A 15,682-nucleotide genomic window follows, 5' to 3' on the forward strand; every position below is an offset into this window, starting at 1 on the left:
GTTGTCACTGTCCGTTCCCGCCTGTCTGGAGTTCACCCGATGCCTTCGCTCAAAACCCTGCCCGCTGCCTTGCTGGGGCTGGCCCTTGTCTGTCCGGTCAAGGCGCAATCCCAGGGGCTGGAACTGGGACAGGTGCTGATCGGGGCCGAGGATCAGAGCGGTGATGACCTGTCAGTGGAGGAGGCGAAGGCTCGTCTGGCCCAGGTGCCGGGTGGCAGCAACGTGGTCGATATGCGCCAGCCGTTGCAGGGCCGGGTCGCGAGCAATCAGGACGTGTTGGCGTATCAGCCCGGGGTGTATGCCCAGTCGGCAGGCAACGAAGGGGTGAAAATCTCGATTCGTGGCTCGGGCATCAACCGCGCTCCCGGCGCCCACGCCTCGGGGCTGTACACGATGCTCGACGGCCTGCCGCTGACCGGCCCCGGCGGTACGCCTTATGAATTATTGGAGCCGTTGTGGCTCGACCATGTGGAAGTCCTGCGTGGTGCCAACGGTTTTGATCGCGGCGCGCTGGCCCTTGGCGGCGCCGTCGATTACGTCAGCCACACCGGCTACAACGCGCCGCTGTTGAACGTTCGTTACGTCATGGGCAGCCACGGTTATGCCCAGCGACAAGTCAGCTCGGGTCAGGTGCTGGGCGATTTCGATTACTACCTGTCGATGACCGACGCGCATTCCGACGGTTATCAGGATCACACCGCCAGCAAGAGCCAGGGCGTGATTGCCAACTTCGGTTATCGCTTCAATCCGAATCTGGAAACCCGCTTCTACATCCGTCACCGCGAGACCGACAACGACCTCGCCGGGCGGGTGACCAAGCACTCCATCGAACACGATCCGCGCGCGGCCAACCAGGCCTACGTGACGCGCAACGACAGCCGCGATCAGCCCGGCAGCACCTTCATCGGCAACAAGACCACGTACTACATCGACGACGATTCGAGCATCCAGACCGGTCTGGTTTATCACGATTACCCGATGGATCTGCGCGAAGGTCCCAACCGCCTGAAAGTGGCGTACACCGATGTCAGCGGCACCTTCGACTACAAGCGCCGCGATACGCTCTGGGGAATGGAGAGCAACAGCACCGTGGGCCTGCGAGTGACCAAACACCTGCCCAACGACGGTGCCAGCGAACTGGTGCGGATTCCCGGCGGCAACACCGCCGGCTATGCACCGGGCACGCACATGCGCAACTTCACTTATCAGGGTTCGGATTCTGTCCTGCACGTGGGCAACGACCTGGAAATCGCCGACGACCTGTGGCTGACCACCGGCCTCGCCGCGATCTACACCCGCCGCGAAAGCGCGGTGACCTATCCGGAAGGTGGCGGCAAGACCAGCCTCGGCGACTGGGACTACGCACCACGTCTGGGCCTGCGCTATCAGGTGACGCCGGATCTGCAACTGTTCGGCAACCTCAGCCGTTCGGTCGAAGCGCCGCATCCGTGGTCGCTGATCTACAGCTCCAACGTACGCTTCCCGGCCGGCAGCGGCGCGGCCACCGGCACCCAGCGTGATCCGGTCAAGCTGCAGAACCAGACCGCGACCACCCTGGAACTCGGCGGCCGTGGCGACAGTGCGCTCGGCGAATGGAGTCTGGCGTGGTACTACGCCCAGGTGCGCCACGAATTGCTTTCGGTGTTGCCGGACGCCAACGCCACCACGCCTTACGAACTCAACGCCAGCCCGACCGTGCACCAAGGTGTCGAAGCCAGTCTGCTCAGCAACCTGTGGTCAGCGAACGATGGCGGCAAGTTGAGCCTGCGCCAGGCCTACACCTTCAGCGACTTCCATTACCGCGATGACGACCGCTTCGGTGATAACCGCCTGCCGGGCCTGCCGATGCATTACTACCAGGGCGAACTGCGTTACGACTTTCCGCAGGGTTTCTTCGCGGCGGTCAACACGCAACTGGTCTCGAAAACCGCGGTGGATTACGCCAACAGCTACTACGCCGACCCTTACGCCACCTTCGGCGCCACGCTGGGCTACAACGCACCGAAGGGCGACTGGCAGACCTGGCTGGACATGCGCAACCTGACCGACAAGCACTACGCCGCTACCGTCACGCCGGGTTACGACGACAAAGGGCTGGACGCCGCACGCTCCACGCCGGGTGAGGGCATGGCGATGTATGTCGGGGTGTCGTGGAGTCTGCTTTGATCTGACGAAAGCGCGGTGATTGAAACCGTTCGATCACCGGACACCCGAACCTTCGTCCAATTGCCCGATCCTGCTCGCCGGCGTACTGTGACCGGTGATGGCGTAAACCGTGACCATCACCATAACGACAAGATCGAGTGCCTTGCCCATGGACAGCCGCCTGCTGAGCGACCGCAGCAGCGTGTTTCGTCACGCTGACCCGTATGCCGTCTCCGACTACGTGAACCAGCACGTCGGCCAGCATTTCATCGGTCTGTCCAAAACCACCCACCCACAAGCCAGCCTCAACCACCGCAAACTCGCCGATCTCGATCTGTGCCGCATCAGCTATGGCGGCAGCGTTCGCGTCACGTCGCTGGCGCTGGAAACCGTGTATCACCTGCAAGTCCTGCTGCAGGGCAACTGCCTGTGGCGCGGGCACAAGCGCGAGCATCATCTGGTGCCGGGCGAATTGCTATTGATCAACCCGGACGATCCGGTCGACCTGACCTATTCCGACGATTGCGAGAAGTTCATCCTCAAGGTGCCGGTCAGCGTGCTGGAGTCGGTGTGCGACGAGCAGCGCTGGCTGCATCCTGCCGGGGGCATCCGGTTTCTGCGCAATCATTACCGGCTCGACGAGCTGGAAGGCTTTACCAACCTGCTGGGCATGATCTGTCAGGAAGCCGAAGCCAGCGATCCGCTGCTGCGGGTGCAGGAGCATTACGCGCAGATCGTCGGCAGCAAACTGATCTCGCTGATGAACACCAACGTCAGCCGTGAATGCCTGAGTTCGCCGAGTGTCAGTTTCGAGCGGATCCTCGATTACATAGAGCGCAACCTGAAGCTGGATCTGCCCGCCGAACACCTGGCGGCTCAGGCGAACATGAGCCCGCGCTCCCTGTACGCCCTGTTCGAACGCCAGCTCGGCGTGACCCCGATGCAATACATCCGCCAGCGCAAGCTGGAACGCATTCATGCCTGCCTCAACGACCCGAGCTGCCCGGTGCGCAACCTCACCGAACTGGCGCTGGACTACGGCTTCCTGCACCTCGGGCGTTTCTCCGAAAGCTATCGCCAGCAGTTCGGCGAATTGCCGTCCGTGACCTTCAAACGCCGCCACTGAATCCCCGCCCCGAAACAGTCTGAAGCACCTGCCGCGCCGTCCTGCACAAAACGGATAGCGCTCTGCAGGATTCGGATATTGCCGCCCGCGTTGCCTCCCTAATCTGACCTGGCCTGAACAATAACAATGGAGGCCCCGGCCATGTCCCTGGGAATCGACTACCTCAATGCCATGCTTGAAGAGGACCCCGAGAAGGGTGCCTACCGCTGCAAGCGGGAAATGTTCACCGATCCGCGGCTGTTCGAACTGGAGATGGCGCACATCTTCGAAGGCAACTGGATCTACCTCGCCCACGAAAGCCAGATCCCCAACGCCAACGATTTTCTGACCCTCACCATGGGGCGCCAGCCCGTGTTCATCGCCCGCAACAAGGCCGGCGAACTCAATGCCTTTCTCAATGCGTGCAGCCATCGCGGCGCCATGCTTTGCCGACACAAGTCCGGTAACCGTTCCAGCTATACCTGCCCGTTCCACGGCTGGACGTTCAACAACAGCGGCAAACTGCTCAAGGTCAAAGACCCAAGCGAAGCCGGCTACCCGGAAGGCTTCAACTGCGAAGGCTCCCACGACCTGACCAAGGTCGCGCGTTTCGAGTCCTATCGCGGCTTTCTGTTCGGCAGCCTGAACGCCGATGTGAAGTCGCTTGCCGAGCACCTGGGCGAGTCGGCCAAGATCATCGACATGATCGTCGATCAGTCTCCCGAAGGTCTGGAAGTGCTGCGCGGCTCCAGCTCCTACATCTATGAAGGCAACTGGAAACTCACCGCCGAAAACGGCGCCGATGGCTATCACGTCAGCTCCGTGCACTGGAACTACGCCGCCACCCAGAACCAGCGTCAGCAGCGTGACGCCGGCGAAGAAATCAAGACCATGAGCGCCGGCAGCTGGGCGAAGAAGGGCGGCGGTTTCTACTCCTTCGACCACGGCCATTTGCTGCTCTGGACCCGCTGGGCCAACCCCGAAGATCGTCCGGCCTACGAGCGCCGCGATGAACTGGCCCGGGACTTCGGCCAGGCCCGCGCCGACTGGATGATCGAGAACTCGCGCAACCTGTGCCTGTACCCCAACGTTTACCTGATGGATCAGTTCAGTTCGCAGATCCGCATCGCCCGGCCGATCTCCGTCGACAAGACCGAGATCACCATCTACTGCATCGCTCCCAAAGGCGAAAGCGCGGAGGCCCGGGCCAAACGCATTCGCCAATACGAAGATTTCTTCAACGTCAGCGGCATGGCCACCCCGGATGACCTCGAAGAATTCCGCTCGTGCCAGACCGGCTACGGCGCCGGGCGCGGCTGGAACGACATGTCCCGTGGCGCGACCCACTGGGTCGAAGGCGCGGACGCGGCGGCCGAGGAAATCGACCTCAAACCCTTGCTGTCCGGCATGCGCACCGAAGACGAAGGCCTGTTCGTGCTGCAACACAAGTACTGGCAGGAAACCATGCTCAAGGCCGCTTCCACCGATAAAAACCTGATTCCCGTGGAGGCTGTGTGATGAGCAATCTCTACGACACCGTGCGCGATTTCCTCTACCGCGAGGCGCGCTACCTCGACGACGGCCAGTGGGATCAGTGGCTGGAACTCTATGCCGCCGACGCCAGTTTCTGGATGCCGGCCTGGGACGACCACGACACCCTGACCGAAGACCCGCAAAGCGAAATCTCGCTGATCTGGTACGGCAACCGTGGCGGCCTCGAAGATCGGGTATTCCGGATCAAGACCGAGCGCTCCAGCGCGACCATTCCCGACACCCGCACCGCGCACAACCTCAGCAACATCGAGATCGTCGAGCAGGGCGAAGGCCAATGTCAGGTGCGCTTCAACTGGCACACCCTGAGCTTTCGCTATCAGGTCACCGACAGTTATTTCGGCACCAGCTTCTACACCCTCGACCTGCGCGGCGAACAGCCGTTGATCAAGGCCAAGAAAGTCGTGCTGAAGAACGATTACGTCCGTCAGGTCATCGACATCTATCACATCTGATCGAGACGGCGGCGAGCCGGGCTCGACGCTGTGAGCGAGGTGCACCATGAGTTTCCAGATCGCACTGAATTTCGAAGACGGGGTCACCCGTTTCATCGAGGCCTCGGGCCACGAAACCGTTGCCGACGCGGCTTACCGCCAAGGCATCAACATCCCGCTGGACTGCCGCGACGGCGCCTGCGGCACCTGCAAATGTTTCGCCGAGGCCGGGCGTTACGACATGGGCGACAACTTCATCGAAGACGCCCTGAGTGGGGACGAACTGGCCCAGGGTTACGTCCTGACTTGCCAGATGCGCGCCGAAAGCGACTGCGTGGTGCGGGTGCCGGTCGGCTCGCAGGTGTGCAAGACAGAACAGGCGAATTTTCAGGCGGCAATCAGCGATGTTCGTCAGCTCTCCGAAAGCACCATCGCGCTGTCGCTCAAGGGTGAATCCCTGAGCAAACTGGCATTCCTTCCGGGGCAATACGTCAACCTGCAAGTGCCGGGCAGCGAGCAATCGCGCGCCTATTCCTTTAGCTCGTTGCAGAAGAACGGCGAGGTCAGTTTCCTGATCCGCAACGTCCCCGGCGGTCTGATGAGCAGCTTCCTCACCGGGCTGGCCAAGGCCGGCGACAGCCTGAATCTGGCCGGGCCGCTGGGCAGTTTCTACCTGCGCGAAATCAAGCGGCCGCTGCTGTTGCTGGCCGGCGGTACCGGGCTGGCGCCGTTCACCGCGATGCTGGAGAAGATCGCCGATCAGGGCAGCGAGCACCCGGTTCACCTGATCTACGGCGTGACCAACGATTTCGATCTGGTGGAACTCGACCGCCTCGAAGCCTTCGCCGTGCGCATTCCGAACTTCAGCTTCGGTGCCTGCGTGGCCAATCCGCAAAGCCAACACCCGCGCAAGGGCTACGTCACCCAGCACATCGAACCGCGCCACCTCAACGAAGGCGATGTCGACGTGTACCTGTGCGGCCCGCCGCCGATGGTCGAGGCGGTCAGCCAGTACATCCGCGAGCAGGGCATCACGCCGGCGAACTTCTACTACGAGAAATTCGCGGCGGCTTGAGTCTTCTTTCTGAATTGCGAGGTTGTCATGAACAACAGATTCGCCAACAAGGTCGCGCTGGTCACCGGCGCGGCGCAGGGTATCGGTCGCCGGGTGTGCGAGCGCTTGCTGGAGGAGGGCGCGCAGGTCATTGCTGTCGACCGCTCCGAACTGGTTCACGAACTGCAGGGCGAGGGCGTGCTGTCGCTGACCGCCGACCTTGAGCAATACGCCGATTGCGCCCGGGTGATGAACGCCGCTGTCGATGCATTCGGGCGTCTGGATGTACTGGTCAACAACGTCGGCGGCACCATTTGGGCCAAGCCGTTCGAGCACTACGAAGTCGAGCAGATCGAGGCCGAAGTGCGCCGTTCGCTGTTCCCGACGCTGTGGTGCTGTCATGCAGCATTGCCGTACATGCTCAAACAGGGGCGCGGCGCGATCGTCAATGTGTCGTCGATTGCGACCCGCAGCCTGAACCGCGTTCCCTACGGCGCAGCCAAGGGCGGTATCAATGCGCTGACCGCCTGCCTGGCCTTCGAGAATGCCGAGCGCGGGATCCGGGTCAACGCCACCGCGCCCGGCGGCACCGAGGCGCCACCCCGGCGCATCCCGCGCAACGCCGCCGAACAGTCCGCGCAGGAGCAGGCCTGGTATCAGGAAATCGTCGCGCAAACCCTCGATAGCAGCCTGATGAAACGCTACGGAACCATTGACGAACAGGTCGGCGCGATCCTGTTTCTCGCCTCGGACGACGCCTCCTACATCACCGGCGTGACCCTGCCGGTCGGTGGCGGTGACCTCGGTTGATCACGCTTGAATGGACACTGAAATGAACCGGATCCTGATTGAAAACCTGTCGGCGATCATCGTCGACCTGCCGACCATCCGCCCGCACAAACTGGCGATGCACACGATGCAGAACCAGACGCTGGTGATCCTGCGCCTGCGTTGCAGCGACGGTATCGAAGGCATCGGCGAAGCCACCACCATCGGCGGCCTGGCCTACGGCTACGAAAGCCCGGAAAGCATCAAGGCCAACATCGACGCGCACCTGGCGCCGGCGCTGATCGGCATGGACGCGGACAACATCAACGCCGCCATGCAGAAACTCGACAAGATCGCCAAGGGCAACACCTTCGCCAAGTCCGGCATCGAGAGCGCATTGCTCGATGCCCAAGGCAAACGCCTCGGCCTGCCCGTGAGCGAACTGCTCGGCGGCCGGGTCCGCGACAGCCTCGAAGTGGCCTGGACCCTGGCCAGCGGCGACACCGCCCGCGACATCGCCGAGGCCGAGCAAATGCTGGAAGCCCGGCGGCACCGGATTTTCAAATTGAAGATCGGCGCCAACCCGCTGGAGCAGGATCTCAAGCATGTAGTGGCGATCAAGAAAACCCTGGGCGAGCGCGCCAGTGTGCGGGTCGACGTCAATCAGTATTGGGACGAATCCCAGGCGATTCGCGGCTGTCAGGTGCTCGGCGACAACGGCATCGATCTGATCGAGCAGCCGATCTCGCGGGTCAATCGTTCCGGGCAGATTCGTCTGAACCAGCGCAGCCCGGCGCCGATCATGGCCGATGAATCCATTGAAAGCGTCGAGGACGCGTTCAGCCTCGCCGCCGACGGCGCCGCCAGCGTCTTCGCCCTGAAAATCGCCAAGAACGGCGGCCCGCGCGCCGTGTTGCGCACCGCGCAAATCGCCGAAGCCGCCGGCATCGCTTTGTATGGCGGCACCATGCTCGAAGGCTCCGTCGGCACTCTGGCTTCGGCCCATGCGTTCCTCACGCTCAGGCAATTGACCTGGGACACCGAGCTGTTCGGCCCGCTGTTGCTGACCGAAGACATCGTCACCGAGCGCCCGCAGTACCGCGACTTTCACCTGCACATTCCACGCACCCCGGGCCTGGGCCTGACGCTGGATGAAGAGCGTCTGGCGCGCTTTCGCCGGCACTGATTCCCCAAGGAGAACGCCATGCTGTTCCACGTAAAAATGACCGTGAAATTGCCCGCCGACATGGACCCGGCCGTTGCCACAAAACTCAAGGCCGACGAGAAGGAACTTGCCCAGCGCCTGCAACGCGAAGGCCAGTGGCGTCACCTTTGGCGCATCGCCGGGCACTACGCCAATTACAGCGTGTTCGACGTGCCCAGCGTCGAAGCGCTGCACGACACCCTGATGCTGTTGCCGCTGTTTCCCTACATGGAGATCGAGATCGACGGCCTCTGCCGCCATCCCTCGTCGATCCACGCCGACGACCGCTGAGCCCGGACTCGCCCCCACAACAACAAGATGAGGTGAACACCATGACCGTGAAGATTACCCACACTGCCGAACTGCAGAAGTTTTTCGAAGAAGCCGCCGGTTTTGCCAACGATGGCGGCAACTCGCGCTTGAAAACCATCGTCCTGCGGGTATTGCAGGACACTGCCCGGATCATCGAAGACCTTGAGATCAGCGAAGACGAATTCTGGAAAGCCGTCGACTACCTCAACCGCCTGGGCGGCCGTTCGGAAGCCGGGTTGCTGGTCGCCGGCCTCGGCCTCGAGCATTTCCTCGACCTGCTGCAGGACGCCAAGGATGCGCAGATCGGTTTGACCGGCGGCACGCCGCGCACCATCGAAGGCCCGTTGTACGTGGCCGGCGCGCCGCTGTATGAAGGTGAATGCCGGATGGACGATGGCAGCGAGGAGGGCGTTGCCACGCTGATGTTGCTCGAAGGCCAGGTGTTCGACCCACAGGGCAAGCCGCTGGCCGGCGCCACGGTCGACCTGTGGCACGCCAACACCAAAGGCACTTACTCGTTCTTCGATCAGAGCCAGTCCGAGTACAACCTGCGCCGCCGGATCATCACCGACGCCGAAGGCCGCTACCGCGCCCGCAGCATCGTGCCCTCCGGTTACGGCTGCGACCCGCAAGGCCCGACTCAGGAATGCCTGAATCTGCTCGGCCGCCACGGCCAGCGCCCGGCTCATATTCACTTCTTCATTTCGGCACCGGGGCATCGACACCTGACGACGCAGATCAATCTGTCGGGAGACAAATATCTGTGGGATGACTTTGCGTACGCGACGCGTGAAGGGTTGGTCGGCGAGGTCGAGTTTCTGGAGGATGCAGCGGGACGTCGCGCCGAATTGAAGTTCGACTTCCAGTTGCAGCAGGCGCCGGATGCGCTGGCTGAACAACGGAGCCAGCGCCCGAGGGCACTACAGGACGTCTGAAGGCAGGAGAGGGAGCCCATGGCTCCCTCTCTTCCGGAAAATGTTCGAACTAAGCTAATGCAAAAAAGATATTTGTTCGGTGTTTTTAATATCGTTTAGTTTTGTTTCATAGACGAATCAAAAGCATCAAACCGATAGACCTCCCGATTGCCATGACGGCACACGCTGAATCGATCACGGACTCTTCAGGTTTGATTCACACGGGAGTGAATCATGCCGCACACCTCAGACATCACCGCATTACCCATCCTCGACCTGTCCCTGCTCGACGGTACGCCGTCGCAACGCCAGGCTTTTCTCGATGACTTGCGTCACGCCGCCCGTGATGTGGGTTTTTTCTACCTGACCGGCCATGGCATCGACACCGGCCTGCTCAAACAAGTGCAAGACCACGCCCGACAATTCTTCGCCTTGCCTGACAGCGAGAAAACCGCCGTCGGCATGATCAATTCGCCGCACTTTCGCGGCTATAACCGCGCCGCTTCCGAGATCACCCGAGGTCAGCCCGATCAACGTGAACAGTTCGATCTGGGTGCCGAGCGCGACGTCTTGCCGTTGAACGCCGACAGTCCGCTGTGGGCGCGGCTGCAAGGGCCGAATCAATGGCCCGATGCGTTGCCGCAACTCAAGCCGTTGCTGCTCGACTGCCAGCAGGTGATGACTCAAATGTCGCTGCGTCTGCTGCGCGCATTCGCCCAGTCACTGTCGCTGCCGGAAGACGCTTTCGACCGGTTGTACGGCGACAAACCCAACGAACACATCAAGCTGATGCGCTATCCGGGGCAAGCCTCGACGGCGAGCAATCAGGGCGTCGGCGCGCACAAGGATTCGGGTTTTCTCAGCTTCCTGCTGCAAGACCGGCAGGCCGGCCTGCAAGTGGAAATCGAAGAGGGGCGCTGGATCGATGCGCTGCCTCGGGACAACACTTTGGTGGTGAATATCGGCGAGCTGCTGGAGCTGGCCACCAACGGTTATCTGCGTGCCACGGTGCATCGGGTGGTTTCGCCACCGGTGGGCAGCGAGCGCTTGTCCATCGCGTTTTTCCTCGGCGCGCAACTGGATGCAGTGGTGCCGCTTTATCCCTTGCCGACGGCGCTCTTGCGTGAGGCGCGCGGTCCGGCGAGTGATCCGCTCAATCCGCTGTTTCGCGATGTCGGCTGGAATTATCTGAAGGGCCGACTGCGCTCCCATCCCGACGTCGCACAGCGCTTTTATGCCGACGCGTCCAATACCCCGACACCGCTTCGCAAGACCGCCAACGCCTGATCCATCACTCGCAAAAGGACGCTTCCCATGTTGAAAAAAGCAGTGTTGAAAAAAGCAGGCTTGACCTTGGCCGTCCTCGGCGCGCTGGTGACTTCGTTCAGTGCCCAGGCGCTGGAGCCATTGCGCGTGGCCGCCGACCCGGTGCCCCACGCGCAGATTCTGGCGTACATCCAAAAGCTCGATCCACAGCTCAACCTCAAGGTGATCGAAATCCCCCAGGGCGTGAACTCCAACGAACTGCTGGTGCATGGCGATGTGGACGCCAACTACTTCCAGCATCTGCCGTACCTGCAATCCCAGGAAAAAGCCCTTGGTGAAAAACTCGCGGTGGCCGCCACGGTTCACATCGAGCCGTTGGGCATCTATTCCCATCGCCACAAAACCTTCGCCCAGGTGCCGGACAAAGGCACGGTCGCCGTGCCGAACAACGTCACCAACCTGAGCCGCGCGCTGTACCTGTTGCAGGACAACGGCCTGATCAAGCTCAAGCCCGGTTTCAATGACCCGGCGGCCGATCAGGCGACACCGAAGGACATCGCCGAAAATCCGAAACACCTGAAGATCCTCGAAATCGAATCGCCGCAATTACCCCGTGCGCTGGACGACGTTGACCTGGCGGTGATCAACGGCAACTACGCGCTGGAAGCCGGGCTGGTGCCGGCCAAGGATGCGCTGGGGCTGGAGAAGGCCGAACACAACCCGTACGCCAACATTCTGGTGACCACGCCGAAACTGGAAAACGATCCGCGCATCCAGCAACTGGCCAAGGACCTGACCTCGCCGCAAGTCGCCAAGTACATCGCCGAGAACTTCAAGGGCTCGGTGATCCCGGTGGCGGACGCCAAGCCATGATCGTCGTCGAGCAGTTGAGCAAGACCTATCCGTCAGCGTCGACCCCGGCGCTGGATCAGGTGTCGCTGAGCATTCCCGATGGCGCGATCTACGGGATTCTCGGGCGTAGCGGCGCGGGCAAGTCGACGCTGCTGCGTTGCCTCAATCTGCTCGAACGCCCGGATGCCGGGCGGATTCTGCTGGACGGCGAAGACCTCACGGCGCTGTCTGACAGCGAACTGCGCCGCCAGCGTCAGCGCATCGGCATGATCTTTCAGGGCTTCAATCTGCTGCATTCACGCAATGTGTTCGACAACGTCGCGGTGCCGCTGGAAATCGCCAAAGTCGCCAAACCACAGCGCCACGAACGGGTTCGGGAACTGCTGGAACTGGTGGGCTTGAGCGACAAGGCCGAAGCCTTTCCGTCGCAACTGTCCGGCGGACAGAAGCAGCGGGTCGGGATCGCCCGGGCCCTGGCGGCGCGGCCGGCGTATCTGCTGTCGGACGAAGCCACCAGCGCCCTCGACCCGGAAACCACCGCGTCGATTCTGGAGCTGTTGCGCGACATCAACCGGCAGCTCGGTTTGACCATCGTCCTGATCACCCACGAGCTGGACGTGGTCAAGTCGATCTGCGATCACGCCGCGTCCATGGCCAATGGAAAACTGGTGGAGGCAGGGCCGGTCGCTCGATTGCTCGCCGATCCGCAGTCCACCCTCGGCGCTTCACTGCGGCCCAGTTGCGGCTTGCCGCTGGGGCATGACGCGCCCGGTTTGAGTTTTCTGCGGCAATACGGCGTACGGGCGGCCCACTCATGAACCGCGTGATCGACTGGAATGAAATCCTGCAACTGGTGCTCAACGCGACCGGCGAAACCCTGTACATGGTGCTGCTCGCCGGGTTGTTCACGTTGCTGATCGGCCTGCCGCTGGGGGTGTTGCTGTTCATCAGCCGCCGTCAGGGGCTGTATCCGTTGCCGAGGCTCAATCAAGCCTTGGGCGCGATCATCAATCTGGGGCGTTCGCTACCGTTTGTGGTGATGCTGATTGCTTTGATCCCGCTGACCCGGCTGGTGGTCGGCACCACGCTGGGCAGCACCGCCGCCGTGGTGCCGATCACCATCGGCGCCTTTCCGTTTTTCGCGCGGATCGTCGAGAACGCTTTGGACGAAGTCGAAAAGGGCCGGATCGAAGCGATCCTCGCCATGGGCGGTGACATCCGCCACGTGATTTTCAAAGTGCTGTTGCCCGAAGCGCTGCCGGCACTGCTGGCGGGCATCACTCTGACGCTGGTGATGCTGATCGGTTTTTCTTCCATGGCCGGGGTCATCGGCGGTGGCGGGTTGGGTGATCTGGCGATCCGCTACGGCTATCAACGGTTCAACAATGAAGTGATGGTCGCCACCGTCGTGGTGTTGGTCATCCTCGTCCAGGGCGTGCAAAGCCTGGGCGATCGACTGGTGCGTTCGCTGGCTCATCGACGTTAAGGAATTTTATGGGTGCGCCTGTCGCCGTGGTCTCCGAACCACTGATTCGTGTACGTGAACTGAGCAAGGCCTTTGGCTCGAACCGGGCGCTGGACCGGATCAGCCTGGATATTTTTCCTGCCGAAGTGGTGGCGCTGCTCGGCGCCAACGGTGCGGGCAAGTCGACGCTGGTGAAGATCCTCGCCGGCAGCCAGACCCACGATGGCGGCGAGATATGGATCGATGGCCAACCCCGGCATTTCAGTTCGCCGTTGTCGGCGCGTCGTTTCGGCATCGTCGCGGTTCATCAGCAGATCAATGAAGGCATCGCGCCCGGATTGAGTGTGGCGGAAAACCTGCTGCTCGATGAACTGTGCCGCCCCGACGCCGACTTCTGGCTCAATCGCAAACGTCTGCTGGAACGCGCCGCGAGCATCGCCGCCGGCCTCGGGCTGGTGCTGCCGCTGGAGCAGCCGATCGAACACCTCGGTCAGGCAGAAAGACAATTGGTGGTGCTGGCCCGCGCCTTCGCCCTGCAACCGCGACTGCTGATTCTCGACGAGCCGACAGCGGCCTTGTCGGATGCCGAAGCGCAGCGCCTGTTTGGGCTGATCGACACCTTGCGCAGCCGTGGCGTGGCGATTCTGTATATCTCCCATCGCCTGTCCGATCTGCAACGTGTGGCTGACCGCGCCGTGGTGTTGCGCGACGGGCAACTGGCGGGTGAGTTCACTGCCCGGCAATTGCCTGAGGCGTTGGAGGCGATGCTCGGTCAGGCGCTGGAAGCCCACGTCTACACACCGCGAGCGGCGGGGCGCGAAGTGCTGAAACTGCGCGGCGTAAAAATCCTGCCGCGCTCCCAGGCTTTCGATCTGACCCTGCATGAAAACGAAGTGGTGGTGCTGATCGGATTGCTCGGCGCCGGCAAAAGCGAAATCGCCGAAGTGCTGTTCGGGCTTCGCAAGCCGGTGTCCGGCTCTCTGCAACTGGACGGCATCGACCGGCAACCAGGCTCGCCACGCCAGGCGATCCAGAGCGGTGTGTTCTTCGCCGCCGAGGATCGCGCGAGCCAATCGCTGGTGCCGGATTTTTCATTGCGTCGAACCCTGACCTTGCCGTTCCTCGAACGCTTCACCCGTGGCGGCTTCATCCGCAACCGTGCCGAAGCGGCGGCGGTCGAGGCGCAAGTCTCGGCGTTGGGAATCAAGACCGCCGGCATCGATGTGCCGATGAGTGCATTGTCCGGCGGCAATCAGCAGAAAGTCGTGCTCGGTCGCTGGTTGCTTGGCGAGGGCAGGGTGCTGATCCTCGACGAGCCGTTTCAGGGCGTCGATGTGCGAGCCCGGCGCGAGATCGGGCAGTTGCTGCGCGACAGCGCGCCTGGCCGCGCCACGCTGGTGATCTGCTCGGACGTCGATGAAGCGCTGGAGATCGCCGACCGGATTTTGTTGGTGCGCGATCACGCGGTGGTGGCCGCGTACCCGCGTGCCGAGCTAGATCGCGCCGCCCTGGTCGCGGCGCTGGCCGGCAGCGATCCGCAAAATTCTAATGTTCACGCCGCGCCAAGGAGTAGAGCGAGTGCCTGATTCGAGTTCCCTGTTGTCATCCGCTCCGGCGCCGTCCGAGCGCTTCGTGCAAGCGCTGATCCGCTACGGCCTGCTGTGGGTGCTGGCGTTGATCGTGGTGTTTTTCAGTGTCGCGGAACCGGCGTTCCTGCGGGTCGGCAATCTGTTCAGCATCTTGCAATCGGTGTCGATTGTCGCGCTGCTGGCGCTGGGCGTGACGCTGACCATGGCTGTCGGCGGGCTGGATCTGTCGATCGGCGCGGTGGCAGCCATGAGCCTGATGATCGCCAGTTACGTGATGGTGGTGCTCGGCTGGGGCGCGGTGCCGGCGGTGCTGATCAGCCTGGCGGGTGGCGCGCTGGTCGGGCTGCTCAACGGCTGGCTGATCGTGAAGATGCGCGTGCCGGACATACTCGCCACGCTCGGCAGCATGTTCCTGGTGATCGGCGTGCAACTGATTCCCACGGGCGGTCGTTCGATTGCGGTGGGCATGACCTTGCCCAACGACGATGAAGCCGAGGGTTCGTTCAGTGCGCTGTTTCTGGCGCTGGGCCGTGGACGTCTGTGGGACATCGTGCCGGTTCCGGTGTTGATCACGGCGGTGGTCGCGGTGGCGGTGTGGTTGTTTCTCGAACGCACGCGCATCGGCCGGTTGTTCTATGCGATTGGTGGCAACGAGCAGGCGGCGCGTCTGGCCGGTGCGCCGGTGCAGCGCTTCAAGTTGCTGGCTTACGTGCTTTCGGCGCTGCTCGCATCGCTCGGCGGATTGTTGTTGGCGGCGCGGTTGGGGCGCGGTGATGTCAGCTCCGGTAACGGTTTGGTGCTCGATGCACTGGGCGCAGCGCTGATCGGTTTTGCCGTGCTCGGGGCGAAGAAGCCTAACGCGTTCGGCACGCTGGTCGGTGCGCTGTTGGTGGCTTCGTTGCTCAACGGCCTGACCATGCTCAACGCGCCGTATTACGCGCAGGATTTCGTCAAGGGACTGGTGCTGGTGCTGGCCCTGATGTTCACCTTCGGCCTCGCGCATCGGGCGCGCTGAGCCGGTTC

The 15,682-nt window shown here is 62.4% G+C and carries 15 protein-coding genes; all 15 read left to right on the plus strand.

Annotated elements, in window-relative coordinates:
- The first annotated feature begins 39 nt into the window (after window positions 1-39).
- The 15 genes from QR290_RS13290 to QR290_RS13360 all read left to right on the plus strand — a co-directional run bounded on the left by QR290_RS13290 (window position 40) and on the right by QR290_RS13360 (window position 15,674).
- Window positions 40-2,166 (plus strand): TonB-dependent receptor family protein, encoded by a 2,127-nt coding sequence (locus QR290_RS13290; RefSeq protein WP_289205148.1) that lies wholly within the window; start codon window positions 40-42, stop codon window positions 2,164-2,166.
- A gap of 148 nt (window positions 2,167-2,314) precedes the next feature.
- On the plus strand, window positions 2,315-3,271 hold the full coding sequence (locus QR290_RS13295) for an AraC family transcriptional regulator (RefSeq protein WP_115077509.1): 957 nt from the start codon (window positions 2,315-2,317) through the stop codon (window positions 3,269-3,271).
- Window positions 3,272-3,412: 141 nt separating this feature from the next.
- Window positions 3,413-4,768 carry a benzoate 1,2-dioxygenase large subunit gene (gene benA / locus QR290_RS13300; protein WP_127797829.1) on the plus strand — a complete coding sequence of 452 codons (1,356 nt, stop codon included), beginning with the start codon at window positions 3,413-3,415 and terminating at the stop codon, window positions 4,766-4,768.
- Window positions 4,768-5,256 carry a benzoate 1,2-dioxygenase small subunit gene (benB, locus tag QR290_RS13305; protein WP_289205149.1) on the plus strand — a complete coding sequence of 163 codons (489 nt, stop codon included), beginning with the start codon at window positions 4,768-4,770 and terminating at the stop codon, window positions 5,254-5,256. The genes benA and benB overlap by 1 nt, the downstream gene beginning before the upstream one ends.
- A 46-nt stretch (window positions 5,257-5,302) precedes the next feature.
- Window positions 5,303-6,310 (plus strand): benzoate 1,2-dioxygenase electron transfer component BenC, encoded by a 1,008-nt coding sequence (benC, locus tag QR290_RS13310; protein WP_289205150.1) that lies wholly within the window; start codon window positions 5,303-5,305, stop codon window positions 6,308-6,310.
- Window positions 6,311-6,337: 27 nt separating this feature from the next.
- Window positions 6,338-7,099 (plus strand): 1,6-dihydroxycyclohexa-2,4-diene-1-carboxylate dehydrogenase, encoded by a 762-nt coding sequence (locus tag QR290_RS13315; protein WP_289205151.1) that lies wholly within the window; start codon window positions 6,338-6,340, stop codon window positions 7,097-7,099.
- 22 nt (window positions 7,100-7,121) lie between these two features.
- The gene (locus QR290_RS13320; RefSeq protein WP_115077514.1) at window positions 7,122-8,243 is read left to right on the plus strand and encodes a muconate cycloisomerase family protein; all 1,122 of its coding nucleotides are present in this window, start codon (window positions 7,122-7,124) and stop codon (window positions 8,241-8,243) included.
- Window positions 8,244-8,261: 18 nt separating this feature from the next.
- Window positions 8,262-8,552 carry a muconolactone Delta-isomerase gene (gene catC / locus QR290_RS13325; RefSeq protein WP_007958078.1) on the plus strand — a complete coding sequence of 97 codons (291 nt, stop codon included), beginning with the start codon at window positions 8,262-8,264 and terminating at the stop codon, window positions 8,550-8,552.
- Window positions 8,553-8,593: 41 nt separating this feature from the next.
- On the plus strand, window positions 8,594-9,508 hold the full coding sequence (catA, locus tag QR290_RS13330; protein WP_289205152.1) for a catechol 1,2-dioxygenase: 915 nt from the start codon (window positions 8,594-8,596) through the stop codon (window positions 9,506-9,508).
- 213 nt (window positions 9,509-9,721) lie between these two features.
- Window positions 9,722-10,774 carry an isopenicillin N synthase family dioxygenase gene (locus QR290_RS13335; protein WP_289205153.1) on the plus strand — a complete coding sequence of 351 codons (1,053 nt, stop codon included), beginning with the start codon at window positions 9,722-9,724 and terminating at the stop codon, window positions 10,772-10,774.
- A gap of 42 nt (window positions 10,775-10,816) precedes the next feature.
- The gene (locus tag QR290_RS13340; RefSeq protein ID WP_289205290.1) at window positions 10,817-11,626 is read left to right on the plus strand and encodes a MetQ/NlpA family ABC transporter substrate-binding protein; all 810 of its coding nucleotides are present in this window, start codon (window positions 10,817-10,819) and stop codon (window positions 11,624-11,626) included.
- Window positions 11,623-12,423 (plus strand): methionine ABC transporter ATP-binding protein, encoded by an 801-nt coding sequence (locus QR290_RS13345; RefSeq protein ID WP_289205154.1) that lies wholly within the window; start codon window positions 11,623-11,625, stop codon window positions 12,421-12,423. Before QR290_RS13340 ends, QR290_RS13345 begins: the two co-directional genes overlap by 4 nt.
- Complete coding sequence (locus tag QR290_RS13350; RefSeq protein WP_007955507.1) at window positions 12,420-13,091, plus strand: methionine ABC transporter permease; 672 nt, start codon at window positions 12,420-12,422, stop codon at window positions 13,089-13,091. Before QR290_RS13345 ends, QR290_RS13350 begins: the two co-directional genes overlap by 4 nt.
- Window positions 13,092-13,099: 8 nt before the next feature.
- Window positions 13,100-14,656 carry a sugar ABC transporter ATP-binding protein gene (locus tag QR290_RS13355; protein ID WP_289205155.1) on the plus strand — a complete coding sequence of 519 codons (1,557 nt, stop codon included), beginning with the start codon at window positions 13,100-13,102 and terminating at the stop codon, window positions 14,654-14,656.
- Window positions 14,649-15,674, plus strand: coding sequence for an ABC transporter permease (locus QR290_RS13360; protein WP_289205156.1), 1,026 nt, complete (start codon window positions 14,649-14,651; stop codon window positions 15,672-15,674). The genes QR290_RS13355 and QR290_RS13360 overlap by 8 nt, the downstream gene beginning before the upstream one ends.
- Window positions 15,675-15,682: the final 8 nt, after the last annotated feature.

Origin of the sequence: Pseudomonas fluorescens (assembly GCF_030344995.1) — a bacterium.
GTDB lineage: Bacteria > Pseudomonadota > Gammaproteobacteria > Pseudomonadales > Pseudomonadaceae > Aquipseudomonas > Aquipseudomonas fluorescens_BF.

Bases quoted from the DNA above. Each gene is read 5' to 3' on its own strand.
- QR290_RS13315 (WP_289205151.1), top strand. From the start codon at position 6,338: ATGAACAACAGATTCGCCAACAAGGTCGCGCTGGTCACCGGCGCGGCG.
- benB (WP_289205149.1), top strand. From the start codon at position 4,768: ATGAGCAATCTCTACGACACCGTGCGCGATTTCCTCTACCGCGAGGCG.
- benA (WP_127797829.1), top strand. From the start codon at position 3,413: ATGTCCCTGGGAATCGACTACCTCAATGCCATGCTTGAAGAGGACCCC.
- QR290_RS13350 (WP_007955507.1), top strand. From the start codon at position 12,420: ATGAACCGCGTGATCGACTGGAATGAAATCCTGCAACTGGTGCTCAAC.
- QR290_RS13345 (WP_289205154.1), top strand. From the start codon at position 11,623: ATGATCGTCGTCGAGCAGTTGAGCAAGACCTATCCGTCAGCGTCGACC.
- QR290_RS13355 (WP_289205155.1), top strand. From the start codon at position 13,100: ATGGGTGCGCCTGTCGCCGTGGTCTCCGAACCACTGATTCGTGTACGT.
- QR290_RS13335 (WP_289205153.1), top strand. From the start codon at position 9,722: ATGCCGCACACCTCAGACATCACCGCATTACCCATCCTCGACCTGTCC.
- catA (WP_289205152.1), top strand. From the start codon at position 8,594: ATGACCGTGAAGATTACCCACACTGCCGAACTGCAGAAGTTTTTCGAA.
- QR290_RS13295 (WP_115077509.1), top strand. From the start codon at position 2,315: ATGGACAGCCGCCTGCTGAGCGACCGCAGCAGCGTGTTTCGTCACGCT.
- QR290_RS13320 (WP_115077514.1), top strand. From the start codon at position 7,122: ATGAACCGGATCCTGATTGAAAACCTGTCGGCGATCATCGTCGACCTG.
- QR290_RS13290 (WP_289205148.1), top strand. From the start codon at position 40: ATGCCTTCGCTCAAAACCCTGCCCGCTGCCTTGCTGGGGCTGGCCCTT.
- catC (WP_007958078.1), top strand. From the start codon at position 8,262: ATGCTGTTCCACGTAAAAATGACCGTGAAATTGCCCGCCGACATGGAC.
- benC (WP_289205150.1), top strand. From the start codon at position 5,303: ATGAGTTTCCAGATCGCACTGAATTTCGAAGACGGGGTCACCCGTTTC.